Raw genomic sequence first — 13,773 nt, 5'->3', positions numbered from 1 at the left:
TCAAAAAGGAAGAAGACCCGTCGGCATCGGAACACCGAGAAGCTGAGCAAACAGCAGATCAAGAACGACCGTCACGCCCAGCGCGATCGCAAGATTCGTTTTGAGGCGTTTGCGGTTGAAATAGGCGAGTAGACCGAACAGGAATCCCGTGGTCGAGACCAGGTAGCCGAGGCGCTCAAAGCACGCGTAGTAGGCGCCAGTCCATACCAGCATGCCGACGAGAACGAACGCGTGGTGCTTCGATTGCTCGGCTTGTTCGTTTTGCTCGGTTTGAGAATAGTCCGGGACGGCGGGCGCATCGGATGATTTTGCGGCCGGTGGTTCGGCAACGCGTGGCGAGCGTTCGTGGCGGTTGGCCGCGGTCTCCCGCAGCAACAACAGCGCCGACACGATGAGACCGATGCCCACCAACGCGGGAAAGACCTTGGGGCCCAACGGATCGCTCAAGCGAACCTCGGGCAAGCGCATATCCATGATCAGGTAGGCGCCGGCAAGCGCAATGACGCCGAGCGCGAGCCATACATCTTTGTTGATGCTCTTCATGTCTCCTCCAGCATTCGACGCCGGCAACGCCATCGCGAGGATGGCCTTGCCTGACGATCGATTCGGGGCGAACCACCTCACGCGGTCACTGCTCGTTATAGCGCCCCGGCTTTACGACTTCGGCGATCGTGCCGTCCGGTGCGCGGAACTTCAGCGCGCCTTCGCCCTTCGCCGAAAGGATCTCGCCGCCGTACTGGCGAATCTTTTCCGCGGCGGTCTCTTGATCGTCCACCGTCACGCCCCAGTGATGCAGCCTCGGACCGGGACCGGCCAACTGCGCTTCGTGGGAATCTTCGCTGTCGTACTTCATGAGGGTGAAGTCGATGTGGCCGTCCGTCATGTGACGCGAAATGTGCTCGCGGTTACGGCCGGTCTTCACCTCCTTGAAGCCGAATACCTCAGTGTAAAAAAGGGTGGCTGCCTCGAGGTCATCGACTTTGACAGCAAGGTGAACAATGCGCGACATGTGACTCTCCATCAGAAGTAAGGTGTTGCCGGTTAAAGAAATCGCCGTTGTTGTTGAAGGTCCGCTCGACTAAAAATTAAAGGCCTCGGAAGTGCTCGGTGCAAATAGGTCATCGATCGGTACGGGCCGCTCGATCAAACCGTCGCTCAGCGCGTAGCGCTGCAACGTATCGAGTTCGTCGCGGCACTCTTTCACGCCGTAACGCCAGAAGTCATGCCCCATCAGTGCCCTCACCTGGTCAAGCTCCTCGGTGATCCACGGATGCATGACGCGCAAGGTGTCGGTCATTTGCAGCTCGGTCAGCGCGAGATCGCGCGCCTTCTTGAACGCGGCGTACACATTGACCGGAAGCCACGGATGCTTTTCGACGAGGGAGCGGCGGATGCCCAGCGTGTGCATCGGCGGAAAGATTCCCGTCTTGCGAAACCAGGTTTGCTCGACTTCGCGAGGCACGGGGAACAGCCGACGCACGTGTTCGTTTCGCCCGAAACACGACGGCGGCTTAGGGGCGATCACCGCATCGATCTCGCCGGCATCGAGCAGACGGGACAAGGTTTGGTCGGGCGCGATCGGCTCGACTTGGATATCGGAGGGCAGCGTGTACGGAACGCGTGCGGCTCGGCCTGTCTGTTCGAGACCACCGATCACCCATCGCACATCGCGATTGCCGATGCCGTATTCGTCGGCAAGCATGCCGCGCACCCAAATGCCGGCCGTTTGCTGGAAATCCGGGACACCGATGCGACGCCCCTTCAGCGCATCGGCCGAATCAATTCCTCTATCGCCGCGGATGTAGACCGCCGAGTGCCGGAACGCTCGCGAGAGGAACACCGGCACGCCGATGTAATGGCTTGCCGCGCGCGCCGTCGTCAGCAAATGCGTGCCCAGCGACAACTCGGAGATATCGAACTCCGCATGTCGAAACGCACGCTGAAACAATTCTTCGGCGGGACCGGTCACGAAGTGGATTTTCACTCCGTCGATGGTGACCCGGTTCTCGAGCAACGCTCGGGTGCGGTCCGTGTTCTGGCAAGCCAGCGATAGTTCGAGCATAGCGGTCTAGTACGATGTTTTGATTGGGGATCCAGCCTGCACGCTCGTCACGTCGGCGAGCCAAACGAAATCGAATCAATTCAAATTAATCAGTAGTACTAACGAAATCATTCGCACCGCGAAGCCGCGTTGCGCCTTTCGAGACCGGCCGGCGCGCCGCGGTCTTCAATCAGGCTATTTTGTCGCCTGCGTCGCGTGAGCCTGCTTTCGCCATGTTGTCCAATGCGATGAGCATCCGCTCCTTGCCCTTCGACACGTGGGTGAAACTGTTCTCGTAACCGAGGCGGGAATCGTGCGACTTCAACGCGCTCACGATCTGCCGATGCTCCTCGTTCGACTCGAGCAGCGCGCCACGCTGCACCATGCCGTGGACGCGGAACAGATGAAACTCTTTGACGAAGCCGCGATAGAGCTTGATCAACCGGGAGTTGCCCGTTGAACGCACGATGTAATCGTGGAACTCGAGGTTCAGCGGATCGAAGCGGGAAAAGTCGCCTTTTTCGGCGGCGTCTTGCATCTGGTCTACGTAGCTGTCGAGTTGCTGGGCCATCTCGGGCGTCAGGATCGGGGCGAGTAGCGAGGACGCCAGTGCGGTTAAACCCGCCCGGAGGTCGTAGACCTCGATTGCGTCGTCGCGTGTGACTTCCTGAATAAAGACGCCGCGCTGAGGGATCTGGTAGACGAGACCCAGCTCGGCCAGCGCTCGGCACGCTTCCCGCACCGGGCCACGGCTCACGGAGAGCTTATCCGCGACCGCCTTTTCGTTTAGGCGCTCGCCCGGCTTCAGCTCGCCGCTCAAAATCATGCGCTCAATCTCGCGCTGAACGACATTGGTCAGCGTGTTCGCCCGGAAGTCAGCCAGGGAAACGGGGGTGGAGGTGTGATCGGTGTCCATGGAAGCGAAGTCTAGGAGTCGGATTGTGAAATGTCAACATTTTACTTTTTGACGATTTCGGGAGTCGGGGAGTGAGCTTCGGGATCGTTAGTGGCCTGCCTTTGATGCGACAGTCCCCAAGTCATGACACAGCGCGCCCATACCAGGCGGGCAAGATGAGGTGGCCAGCGAGGAAATCTTGGTGAGGTCGACCGTATCGAGCGTCGAGTCGATGTGACGGAGAACGAATGCCTTCAGCCGTGGATTGCGTCGAATCAGCACGCCGAGCTGAGGCAGCGTTTCCCAGTGATCGACCAACAGCCGAGCAATGCCCTCGGAGTTGCCCTCGGCGATCTCGCCATCATCGCAGTGCCCATACTTGGTGAACGTAACGTTCACCTGCGACCAACTGTCGAGGTGATCGACCATCGCATCTGCGGCTGTGGCGTCGCGCTCCGAGCACACCTTGGCTTGCGCCATCGGCACCGTGGTCAGACACGCTGAGGCCAACGCGGCAACGATTCCCGTTGAGAGCCAATTGCGCTTGCGCTTATCCACGAGGGCGCCCCTGAAGACTGTGATTCCGGTTTCGGTGAGATGCTGCGTGAGCCAGGGGCGCGCTGTTGTTGGTCACTTCGACGGCCGTGAGGGCGTCCCGCGCCATCAATCCGCTGATCGCGCTCATCGCGTCGTCGGATGTGCTGATTCCTGGACCGTGTGGCTTCCGTTCGCGACGTGACGGATCGTCGCGTGGCTGTCGACGTTGTTGTAAGCCGCCCACGTCCCGACGGTGTTGCCCGACGAGTCAACGAGCGAGATTTGATGCGCGACGCCATCGAACTTGAGTTTCGACACTGAGGCCCTCTCTTAGTTATTCTTCCCACGAATTAGGGAGGGTACCGTGGGCGCCGCACAATTTCCAGTACGGCGGTAGGCCTTGGTAAATGTTTGGGAAGACCCCTCTGTCTGCCGTTGCAACGCTGCGATGGCGAGCTTCTTTGGGACGCCGAAGTCCGAGTTTTACTCTGTCAAATCGTCCAACTCTAAGGGGTCACTCCAGTTTGGAGCAGCAGATGGCCCTAACCCTTCCTCAACGTTTGTCCGACATTCGAGAGCCTGCATTAGCACCGCCATCGAAGTAGCCCAGTCGAGGCGCTCCTGTTCGAGGCGGACGCGCGGCCCCCAGCAATCAGCACGCAGGTTGTCGTATACACGGCGCTCTTCGACCGTCAGTTCAGCAAACGCGGCGTTAGCACACAGCGAGGGTTCCTGCACCCAAAGCGGCTGATGCGCAACCAGTGTCGCTTCGTCCATAAGCACCGACCGGAGCTGTGGCAGGACCCTCCGCGCGCGGTCTAGGATTGCGAAACCGTGGGTGTCGATGTCGCCCCAGTAGACAACCTGCGACCCTTGCAGCCATCCTAGGACATGCAACGCGCTCACCGCGTTACCGAGGCGCATGATTACCACCGTACCCGAAACGTCAGGGAGTGCCACACCCGTCTCCAGATTCTCGACGATAACCACTGCCTTGGGCTTAATGGGCAGCGCCGCAAGTTCACCTATAGGTGCCTCGATGTCACAGAGGCCGCCGACGCGTTCGCGCAATGCCGGACACAAAAGTCGGATTCGGACCCTGTGCGCAGGCTTCCTCAGGCCGAACAGCGCATGGAAGTCGCTTTCATCCACACTGACTTCGCGCAACGACCGAAGAAGCCCTGCCACTAAGCCCGCTCGCTTCTCCAACCATTTTGTGTCGAGCCCCTTCACGGGAAGCTGCCGAAGGTAGAGTCCGGAATCGGGATTCGCTTGTAGCCATGTCAAGAGGGTCACCAATCGCTCGAAGTCTTCTGGCAAGTAGTCGGCTAACACATCGAACTTCGACGCCAAGACTTTGCTTTGTGCGAGCGTGGGCCAGCGACTTAGCATCTGCTGGTAGCGCCCCGTTGCCGTTTCCCAACGTCTGGTCTGACCGACTGCAGTCGCAACGGCAGTCGCATCCGCGAAGCTCAGTCTGACAGGAAAGCGGTGCCTGCCAAACCGAGCGAATTGGCGCTCCTCAAAGATAACCTCGCCCGGACCGCTTCTCGACTGCCAAGCAAAGGCCCACGTTCTAACCGCCGAAGCATCCTCGGCGATGTCCGTGTCAGTAGGTGCACCCAGCGCGACGACCAGCGGCCAAGCTCCCTCCCCTGCGAGCCAGTTCTGGTGCTGGTTATTGAAGCGACGAGCAAGGAAGTCGTGTGCCGATTCAGGAGACAGTAGTTTCTTCGGCATTGCGCACGTCCTGAGTCAATTTTAAGCGATGAGACTCACTGTCGTACTCGATGGGTATGACTGCAGACTTCTTGCGGTCCTTTATATGCACAAAGCATGCTCCCCCGATGAAGGGTTCCAGTGCCATCACGGATTTCAAAGGGGTGGCCACTACCATCTGGAATCCGAACGCCTTAAAGATGTTCATCGCAATCGCAGTAAACTCCGCATCTGCTTTATCAAAAGCTTCATCGAGCACCACGGTGGAGTAGCTCGGAAGCGCTCGGTCCTGACCGCCAAGCTGATAGCGCAGCGCCGCAGCCAGACAGGTAGCGGCCAGCTTCTGGCGCTGCCCACCCGACTTGCCGGCACCACTGCGGTAGACATCCACTTCGACGTCGCCCTCGTCAAGCTCGCGAGCAACGAATTCCACGTGCTGCCTGACGTCCAGCACCAGATTTCGCCAGTTCTTGTCAACAGTTTCTTGGCTGGCGAGGCGCTTGACCAACGCAGCCAACGTTTTGAAGCGCTCTTCGGCTAGATCCCGGTCGGTCGAGAACGAGTGGCTGAGCGACTCCTTCAAGCTTGCGCGGAAGAGCCGCACCTCCTCGAGAGACTTGTCGGTTGTTTCGATGACAAGGTGCGTACCTGGGTTGAACGGCGCCGTCTCCAGGCTCTCATTAACCAGCTCCATGCGCGAGCGAATCGCCGAGCGCTCCTCGTCGAGCTTGGTGGCCAGCAGAGTGAGGTTTTGGTCACTCTGCTCGCGTAGCAACCCAAAGAATCGGTCCTCGAACGCTGGAAGGTTGTCGTCTTCCAGACGCTTGAGCTTTGCAAAATAGTCGTCAGCGCTGGCCAGCGTAGCGTCCAGACCACCGGCAACCGCAGGCCATAAGCGATTGAAGTCCACGAAGCGCTGGACGATGGCATTGCGCAACTCGCCCAAGCGAGTTTCAATCGCGCGCAATTCGTTGCTGAGGCCCCGATCCACTTGCCCGGTCACATGGTCAAGACTGTCGAGATTAACCTCCTTGCCGGTGGCCGCATACCTAGCTGCAATTTGGGTAGCGAACGCCGGTTGTCTGCCAGAAGTCGGCCACAAACGAGCCAGTTCGACCAGCTTGACATTTAGCTTGTCGATTTCGGATTTGATGGAGCGACCGTTGGCATCCTCTTCGCTCTTCGTGCCAGCAGCCTTAGAGTGAACACCCTCCTGTGTCTTGATACGGTCATCTAGGATAGCAAGGTCCGGCCTAGCGTCCCGCTCCGCCTTCAGGCGTGTCGTCAAGTCGTCGATGCGGACGAGAAGCGCTCCGACATCGACCTCACTCCAGGTCAGGTTCGACAGGTTCTGGCAGTGCAAGAGCTGCTCTTGCTGGAGGAGCTCTTCATCTCCAATCTTGTCTAGAGCCAGTTGCAGTTCAGTGATGCGTCCGCCAAGCTCCGCTGCCTTGCTTCTGTACAGAGCGAGCTTGTCCTTGTTGTCAAAGCCCAGCACCCACTGGCTGCGGTCGCCGACCGAGTGGCGGTCGTTCTTCTCGTGCCGCACCGTGTTGTGCTTGACCAAGCCCTCACGAGTAAAGGCGCGAGCGGCATTACGGAAGGCCGGCAAGGTGTCGGTACACTCAAGGTCGTACGAGCGCTTCAGTTCTTCGCGCACCCATTCACCAAAATCCCCCTGCGCGAAGTTGAGCTTGCGCACCAGAGAGTCGGGACCGGGCGTGCGTCCGGATGTCTGCGGGACTGTCCGAAAGTACACCAGTCGTTCGCCAATGTTGCGCTCGTTCAGGTAAGCAGAGACCGCGGGGTAGAGCTTGTCGTCAACGAGGATGGAGCGCGCGAAACCACCGAGAACGCGCTCAATGGCGCCCCGCCACTCGGTAGAATCAGAACGTACCTCCACGAGTTCACCCGCGAACGGAAGCTTCGTCTCAGGTATCGAAAGGTCGCGGGCCATGCGCTCACGCAAATCGACAAGCCGTGCCGGGAGGTTGGACCTCTGACGCTCCAAAGCTTTGACCTCTGCTACCGCCATGGTGAATTCTTCGCTAGCCTGCCGATAGTCCGCCTTGAGCTGGTCCTTACGCTCCTCTACCTCCTTCTTGAGGTCATGAGCCTTGAGAACACGCTGCTTGGCAGCCTCGACTCGCTGGACAAACCAGACCACGCTGTCGGGCACCGACCATCCCATGACGTTGCATGCGGCTGCGGCTTGGTCTCGTCTACTCAGCCTGACGAGTTTCTCCGCCTCAGTCGCCTTGATATTGTCTTCGAGACGGAGCAGGACATCGGACCCCATGTTTAGCTTTTGACGTTGTAGGTCCGTCAGCTTGGCGAGCTCGTCATCGGCGATCTGCGAGAGCCGTTGGATTTCCTGCCGCGATGCTTCCCTTTCGACCTCCAGCTCTGCAATCCGCTCGTCTACCAGAACCTTGCGACGGTACTCTCGGTACTGGTCAATGGCGGTCTGGACTGCCTGCAGCCCGTTGCAGTCGTTGTTTCCACGCTCAAGCTCGAGGTGATCTTCCCGCGCCGGCTTTAGCACTTGGATTTGCTTACGGGCAGCCACCACCTCCTGGTGCGCCTCGTTCAGTTCCCCGAACTCGTTGATTAGGCTAGTGGCGATGCTGAACGCCTCCGGGTCATCCAGCATAAAGTCCCGCAGGAACACGTTGAGGTCACCGAGATTCTTCGCAGACTGCGTCTTATGCAGAAGACGGAGGGCGCGCTCGCTGTCGATGTCCAGCAGACGGCGAAAGCGTTCCTGATACGCGCTGAATTCGGTGTGCACCTTTGCATCGATCAAGTCGCGCTTGAAACGACGAGTGTCGAACTCATTCTTAGCGAAGAACTCTAGCTCCTGAATCTCGAACTCACGTTCGAGGGTGAGGTACAGCCGTTTGGCATCGCCTGACGCCGTAGAGTTACCCTTGACCCACAGGACTAGGGCGAGCACGACTACCCGGCCCTGCCCATCGCGATAGGTCTCGGCGATGGCGGACCAGGTCGTGCCGCCACGCAAGTATTGTGAAACGTACTCGCCGCCGTCTCCTGTTTGCTGCGCCCACGCGCCCCTCAGGTAGGTCATGCCGTTGCGGTCACGCCCATGCCGCTCACCTTCACGCGCGGCAACGTTGAAGTCCAACCACTTTGGCGGCGTTAACAGCGCCGCGTGAGCGTCCAGCACCGTGGACTTCCCTGAACCAGACGGTCCCACGAAGAGATAGCCCTCCTTCGGGATGGAGAAATCGAATACGTTGGAGAAGGTTCCCCAGTTGAACGTCTGTATCCGAGTAAGACGGAACTGGTCACCGCTGCCATCTAACAACACGGGCTGGTCAAAGTTCACAGCGAGTCCTCCTCGTTTTCGGCATTGTTGGCCGATGTATCGTCGTCGGTGGTATTGCTATCGTCCGCGTTCATCTTGTGATGCGAGGACGCCAGAGCTGCGTAGGTTCGCGTCAGGTCTTGAATTTCTTCGGCAGAGAAGAGCAGCTTGAGCGTCGGTGAGACTTCGTACCTTTCACCGGAGCCGCGAATGAACTGCAGCAGGCTGAGCTTCTTTGCCTTGTCGATGGCGTTGACAATTTGCCTTTCGAATTTTGCGTGATCGAGGTTGCTCACCCGTTCGAACACGGACAAGTGTTCTTGCATGTCATCACGCGACACAACAGCCCGTTCACCTTGAGCATCGGCCTGCGTTAACCGCTGTCGTAAGAAGAGCAGCAACGCCGTATCCAAGAAGGCGAGCGACGCCTTGCGAAGAAGGATGGGGACCTCGATGCCCTCAGAGACGACCTGTCGCGTGAACGCGACTCTCTGCTCGTGGTCAATAACGACCTCAAGAAAGAGGTCATGCATGCGAGAACGGATGACGGCTTCATCGCGAAGCAGCACTGGCCAGAGTTTTGATTGACGCCGAGCGTCCACGGAAGGACCCAGAAGCAGCTGCACCAGTACCCGCCTGGTATCAATTGGAAGCGCTCCGGTGTCGCCTTGGAACGTCGCAGTCTCAGCAACAGAAGTATCGAGCGTGGGTTCATCACCGATGTTTTCATTGGTAGAGTCAGTCAAGGAGTTCAAGATAGCGCTCCCTCATGAAGTAGATGGTCGGAATCTTGGCGCGACGCTGGGTCGCGTCGCCGCCCTCCCATGAGACGACCTCGGTGCCGTCAGTGACCTCGCCGTGCTTGGCACCCAAGGCGATATAGCCAACGACGCTCCCGAGGCCTTGTTCCGACGGAAACTCAGTGAGTGTTTGACCAATGGTGACTTGCGACTGGAGTTCGAGAATGGTCCGCAAGTGGGCTTTGAGAGTTCGAAAGTCGATTTCAGACAGCCGCACTAGCTCGCTCACCGTTTCCAGGTCCAGCTCAGAGGGCTCTGCAATCGGCATCGACGAATCGGTCACTCGTTGCGCGGGGTCATAGAGCGCCCACTGCGATACTGACCGGATGCGACCGCTGGACTGCATGAGCTCGAAACCAATCAGCTCATTGGGGCGCACCGCATTCTTAGCGTGGAGTGCTGCTTGCGTCGCTTCTTTCAGTAGACCGTGCAGGCGCCGATGCTCAAGAAACTCGCGGCTCTGCACGAAGCTCTTGAGGCTTCGTGCAAAGTGCTGCAACACATCGTGCACCCCTCGGCCTTCGTTCAACAAAGCGCCCGTCAGCCCATGCAAGAATTTGCGTTCGTGCGATTCCAACTGCCGCGCAAAGGGGCGGCTCGTCACTTCGTCCAACGACTCTCGAAGGATGGCTGCTTGCTCGCTGTCGGTCAGTAAACGCCAAAATGCGTTGAAAGTGCGACCTGCATCGCTCTCGCCAATAAGGTCAACGCCAGCAAAGAGCTGTTCAAGTACATCGCCGCGGCTACCTTCGTTCTCCATCAAGCTCTGCCGCAGCCCCCGGTTCAATCGCTCGAACTCGTCACGAACGCTCCGGAAGTCGGCCGCAAGCTCTTGAGCCAAAGCGATGATCTCGCGTGCACTCTCGATTGCGCGGTCAGGTGGCAGAATCCTGACGCCGCCGCGCTCGACATCAGCGATCGCCTTGTCGAGCCGCTCGCGTTCAGCGCGCAGGGCTGCCAAGCGTGCTTCAGGGTTGGTATTTGTCTCTTCAGCCAGTCGCGACAGTTGGTGAATGACCACTGAAAGCCGACTTTCAGTGGCGGTCGTTCTTGGCTTCAAAAGTCCCGTGACAAAACGCACCGAGGTAAGTGCTTCCGCCGACAATTCGTACTCTTCTTCGGGAGCCCCGATGGGAAACCGGCGCGTCAACCAGCCTTGATTGAGCCACTCGGAGACATACGCTTGAGGAGTCTGGGGGAGGTCTTCGCCAGTTGAGCGAAGCGATTCGATGTCACGACCCAGGCGCTCATGCAGCACCGAACTCGGTAACGCCTTGTCGGTGTCCGTGAAAAGCGACTGGAGCAAAGCAATTACCACCGGTGCCTTCGTGGCCGCCAGCAGGCGCCAAAGGGGTTGGTCGCGCAGATTGCGCAGGGCTGCCACGCCCCGAAGCGCCTTCACGCCCATCTCCCGATGAAACGATAACCAGTAACGCTATCCATCCGGACCTCCAAGGCTAGCTGCTGGATCCACTATACGACTACTTTTTATATGCGTCTAGTTTTTATTCTCACGTTTTTTCCTACTCATGAGAGAATCCCGACATGCCTGAAAGCTTGCCCACCACGTCGGCCCCAACAGGGTCATCCAGTAGCCGCGCCCCTGGTCGTTGGAGCCAGGACCGCCGCCTGGAATTCATTGACTTTCGACTTCAGTGGGATGGCCGTCTCAACCGCAGTGACCTTACCGACTTCTTTGGCATTTCAGTGCCTCAAGCGTCGCTCGACATCGCTAAATATACGGAGCTGGCGTCGACTAACTTGAATTACGACCGCAGCTCCCGGGTCTACATCGCGTCTGCCGACTTCAAGCCGCTGTATCCTTCAAGCGACTCCAGTCGCTATCTCAACGAGTTGTTGTCGCACGCGTCCGGACTGGACTCCGACCAAAGCAGTTTCATTACTTGGGCTCCTCCGGTCGCAACAGTGCCACATCCAGGTCGAACATTCCGCATCGATGTATTAATCGCGCTTCTTCGAGCCATTCGCGAACGCTGTGCGATACGCGTGTTGTACCAGTCGATGACGCGACCACAACCGATCCCGCGTACGATTTCTCCGCATGCCCTTGCTCACGATGGCTTTCGCTGGCACGCGCGCGCCTTCTGTCACACGCGCAATCAATTTCTTGATTTCGTTGTTGCGCGTATGCTGGAGGTTGATGGCTTTGAGCCGGCTGCCGCAAGCCGGGACGACGATGTGAAGTGGCGGACGATAGTGCCGCTGGTATTGATTCCGCATCCCGAACTGAGCAAGTCGCACAGGCTTGCCATTGAACTTGACTTTGGAATGAAGAGCGGGCAAGTCGAGTTCTATTGCAGACAAGCGTTCCTCTTCTACGCTCTGCGACACCTGCGCCTAGACCTCGAAGGCATAGCCAAACCGGAAGTTCAGCAGATCGTTCTAAAGAACCGGGCGGAGGTCGAGAAGTACATGTTGAGCTAAGCCTAAATGATGTGAGTCTCTTTGCAGAAACCGGATGGACTTCTTCATCGGTAGAGGCGGCGAAGCTGGACGCCAGTCCTCTGCGGTAGCTTTGCCTGCGACGCGCTGTTCCTCATTCGCACGCATAACTGGCACTACGGGGCCGGCCTCTCCTCTGGTGCACGACCACGATAAGCCTCCGCGACATCGGCTAGCCGACGAACGACGTAAGCACCCTGAATCGCCCCGAGAATCGTGGAGGCTAGTTGATTTAGGTTGATGCCGGCATTGCAACCGTATTGCAGAGTTGCCGGTCGTAGTTTGCTTCAGCTTCAGCGGGTGAGGTGTAGCCGAGCGATTCCATTAGCCGACGATGATTAAACCAGGCGACCCATTCGAGCGCTGCCAGTACGGAGGACCCACGCGGTCTCCACGGCGCTCGGCGATGAATCAGTTCCGCTTTGTACAAACCGCTGATCATTTCGGCCAGCGCGCTATCGTAGCTGTCGCCTCGGCTGCCGACCGACGGCTCGATGCCGGCGTCGGCCAGCCGCTCGCCGCAGCGAATGCTGCCGTATTTGCGCACTCCGGTGAACGTGACCTCCAATTCCGGCATCCTGACCGCGGATTTCGGAAAGCTCCGGAAATCGATTGCGCTCGCCCGGAATGACTGGTCACGACCAATCGGAATGCTCGGTCACGTTGGAGCGGAATACCCACTTAAGTGTCTTGCGCAGGTGGCTCACGGATCGCCTCGGTCCCGGCGTCCGGCCGCTACGCAATGCTTTCATGCAACGCCTCGACTTCCTGCTCCGCCTGCGAGAACAGCAGATACAGCCAGACGGTCGTACCGAGCACGGCGAGCGACGTATCGGGAAAGTCTTTGGACCACTCGAGATGCGGCACGAGCGATCGGAACGCGACGAAGTTCCACGGTGTATCGGTGAACTACATCACGCCCACTTGGGCAAATAAGCCCGACGGCTCGCCCAAGGCGAGCGACTCGACTCACCCACTCGACGAAAGGAGTCTTCGGTAACACGACGATCACGATCGGCTGGATGCACGCAAGCAGAGCACTAACATGCTGGGGGGAAACCTTTTATCAACTTCGCCCTATCACGAGGCACTCATGACCCTTACGGAATCCAAAATAAAATTTTTACGCCACTGCGGACTAGCGATCAATTTGTCCGAAAACACTCTACGAGCGTACGGTGGCGACATAGATGACATGCTAGGTTATCTCGGCCAACGAAGGGGAATGAAGAGCATCAAGACCGATCACCTGCGGGGCTACCTAGCGGAGATGCGCGAGCATCGAAACTTGAAAGAAACAACGATCAAGCGCCGCCTCGCAAGCCTCAAGCTATTCTTCAAATGGGCCAACCGAGAACACTTGCTCGCCAATGACCCATTCGAATCGCTAAACGAGCGCATACGCCTGCCGCGGCGACTTCCGCGAGCGCTCGACCGAAGCGATAGCCAGGCGCTTCGTCGACAGTTAGCCATAGGTCCTACGTCCGACTTCGACGAATGTCGCACTAAGACGATGACCCACCTCCTGCTTGACACAGGCATTCGAGTCGGAGAACTCGTCGCAATCTCGCTCAAAGACGTCTCCCTGTCTAGCTCATCCATACTCATCCATGGCAAGGGAAATCGGCAGCGTCTCGTTTATCTCTTAGAAAAGCCGCTGTACCGGAAATTGCAAAAGTATTTGGCCTATCGGCATCGTGTGGCGTCAACGAACGACCGCCTCTTTGTTTCGGGCTCCGGTGCGCCTCTCAGCACAGCGACGGTACGTAAAGAGCTGAACGCGCTGAGCCACACGGCTGGCATCGCTCGCCACGTAACACCTCATATGCTCAGACACACGTGTGCGACCCAATGGCTCGAGGCGGGGCTGGATATTCGATACGTGCAGAAGCTCCTTGGCCATCAGAGCATCTCTACGACTGAGATCTACACGCACGTTTCCGATCAGGGGCTGCGGGAGGCTTTGCTAAGGGCCTCGGGCCGCGGGGGG

General features: G+C 58.4%; 13 protein-coding genes and 1 pseudogene. 2 read left to right on the top strand and 12 right to left on the bottom strand.

Features of this window, described 5'->3' with window-relative positions:
• The 10 genes from DWV00_RS12670 to DWV00_RS12630 form a co-directional block, all read right to left on the bottom strand.
• Positions 1–543 carry a tripartite tricarboxylate transporter TctB family protein gene (locus tag DWV00_RS12670; RefSeq protein WP_115534296.1) on the bottom strand — a complete coding sequence of 181 codons (543 nt, stop codon included), beginning with the start codon at positions 541–543 and terminating at the stop codon, positions 1–3.
• Positions 544–628: 85 nt separating this feature from the next.
• A complete protein-coding gene (locus DWV00_RS12665) occupies positions 629–1,009 on the bottom strand; it encodes a VOC family protein (protein ID WP_115533945.1) in 381 nt (126 codons plus the stop codon).
• Positions 1,010–1,078: 69 nt separating this feature from the next.
• Positions 1,079–2,062, bottom strand: a complete 984-nt coding sequence (locus DWV00_RS12660; protein ID WP_115533944.1) for a substrate-binding domain-containing protein — start codon at positions 2,060–2,062, stop codon at positions 1,079–1,081.
• Between the two features lie 169 nt (positions 2,063–2,231).
• Positions 2,232–2,957, bottom strand: a complete 726-nt coding sequence (locus tag DWV00_RS12655; RefSeq protein WP_115533943.1) for a GntR family transcriptional regulator — start codon at positions 2,955–2,957, stop codon at positions 2,232–2,234.
• An 87-nt stretch (positions 2,958–3,044) separates the two neighbouring features.
• Positions 3,045–3,494, bottom strand: coding sequence for a hypothetical protein (locus tag DWV00_RS12650; RefSeq protein ID WP_245964853.1), 450 nt, complete (start codon positions 3,492–3,494; stop codon positions 3,045–3,047).
• A gap of 123 nt (positions 3,495–3,617) precedes the next feature.
• Complete coding sequence (locus DWV00_RS34010) at positions 3,618–3,791, bottom strand: hypothetical protein (RefSeq protein WP_181885441.1); 174 nt, start codon at positions 3,789–3,791, stop codon at positions 3,618–3,620.
• Between the two features lie 165 nt (positions 3,792–3,956).
• A complete protein-coding gene (locus DWV00_RS12645) occupies positions 3,957–5,213 on the bottom strand; it encodes a Wadjet anti-phage system protein JetD domain-containing protein (protein ID WP_115533942.1) in 1,257 nt (418 codons plus the stop codon).
• Complete coding sequence (locus DWV00_RS12640; RefSeq protein WP_115533941.1) at positions 5,188–8,541, bottom strand: ATP-binding protein; 3,354 nt, start codon at positions 8,539–8,541, stop codon at positions 5,188–5,190. The genes DWV00_RS12645 and DWV00_RS12640 overlap by 26 nt, the downstream gene beginning before the upstream one ends.
• Positions 8,538–9,275: a DUF4194 domain-containing protein gene (locus DWV00_RS12635; protein ID WP_115533940.1), complete on the bottom strand. Its 738-nt coding sequence runs from the start codon at positions 9,273–9,275 to the stop codon at positions 8,538–8,540. Before DWV00_RS12635 ends, DWV00_RS12640 begins: the two co-directional genes overlap by 4 nt.
• On the bottom strand, positions 9,259–10,704 hold the full coding sequence (locus DWV00_RS12630; protein WP_342766980.1) for a DUF3375 domain-containing protein: 1,446 nt from the start codon (positions 10,702–10,704) through the stop codon (positions 9,259–9,261). The genes DWV00_RS12635 and DWV00_RS12630 overlap by 17 nt, the downstream gene beginning before the upstream one ends.
• A 161-nt stretch (positions 10,705–10,865) precedes the next feature.
• Between DWV00_RS12630 and DWV00_RS12625 the strand changes: the two genes are divergently transcribed.
• Positions 10,866–11,765, top strand: coding sequence for a WYL domain-containing protein (locus DWV00_RS12625; protein ID WP_115533939.1), 900 nt, complete (start codon positions 10,866–10,868; stop codon positions 11,763–11,765).
• A 250-nt stretch (positions 11,766–12,015) separates the two neighbouring features.
• On the opposite strand, the pseudogene DWV00_RS12620 reads toward DWV00_RS12625, so the two are convergent.
• Together DWV00_RS12620 and DWV00_RS34900 are read right to left on the bottom strand one after the other, a co-directional pair.
• A pseudogene (locus DWV00_RS12620) lies at positions 12,016–12,324 on the bottom strand (IS3 family transposase); the annotation flags it as partial.
• 194 nt (positions 12,325–12,518) lie between these two features.
• Positions 12,519–12,650, bottom strand: a complete 132-nt coding sequence (locus DWV00_RS34900) for a hypothetical protein (protein WP_281272626.1) — start codon at positions 12,648–12,650, stop codon at positions 12,519–12,521.
• Between the two features lie 178 nt (positions 12,651–12,828).
• On the opposite strand from DWV00_RS34900, the gene DWV00_RS12615 reads away from it, so the two are divergent.
• Positions 12,829–13,773 (top strand): tyrosine-type recombinase/integrase (locus DWV00_RS12615; protein WP_342766979.1); only part of this gene is annotated, 945 nt, incomplete at its 3' end.

It is taken from the genome of Trinickia dinghuensis, assembly GCF_003367175.1.
Taxonomy (GTDB): Bacteria; Pseudomonadota; Gammaproteobacteria; order Burkholderiales; family Burkholderiaceae; genus Trinickia; species Trinickia dinghuensis.
Note: the sequence above shows the minus strand (reverse complement) of the source record. Positions and strands in the feature narration are given on the sequence as shown.

Excerpts from the sequence above, each read along its gene's own strand:
- DWV00_RS12670 (WP_115534296.1), bottom strand. The coding sequence starts at position 543 with ATGAAGAGCATCAACAAAGATGTATGGCTCGCGCTCGGCGTCATTGCG.
- DWV00_RS12665 (WP_115533945.1), bottom strand. The coding sequence starts at position 1,009 with ATGTCGCGCATTGTTCACCTTGCTGTCAAAGTCGATGACCTCGAGGCA.
- DWV00_RS12660 (WP_115533944.1), bottom strand. The coding sequence starts at position 2,062 with ATGCTCGAACTATCGCTGGCTTGCCAGAACACGGACCGCACCCGAGCG.
- DWV00_RS12655 (WP_115533943.1), bottom strand. The coding sequence starts at position 2,957 with ATGGACACCGATCACACCTCCACCCCCGTTTCCCTGGCTGACTTCCGG.
- DWV00_RS12645 (WP_115533942.1), bottom strand. The coding sequence starts at position 5,213 with ATGCCGAAGAAACTACTGTCTCCTGAATCGGCACACGACTTCCTTGCT.
- DWV00_RS12625 (WP_115533939.1), top strand. The coding sequence starts at position 10,866 with ATGCCTGAAAGCTTGCCCACCACGTCGGCCCCAACAGGGTCATCCAGT.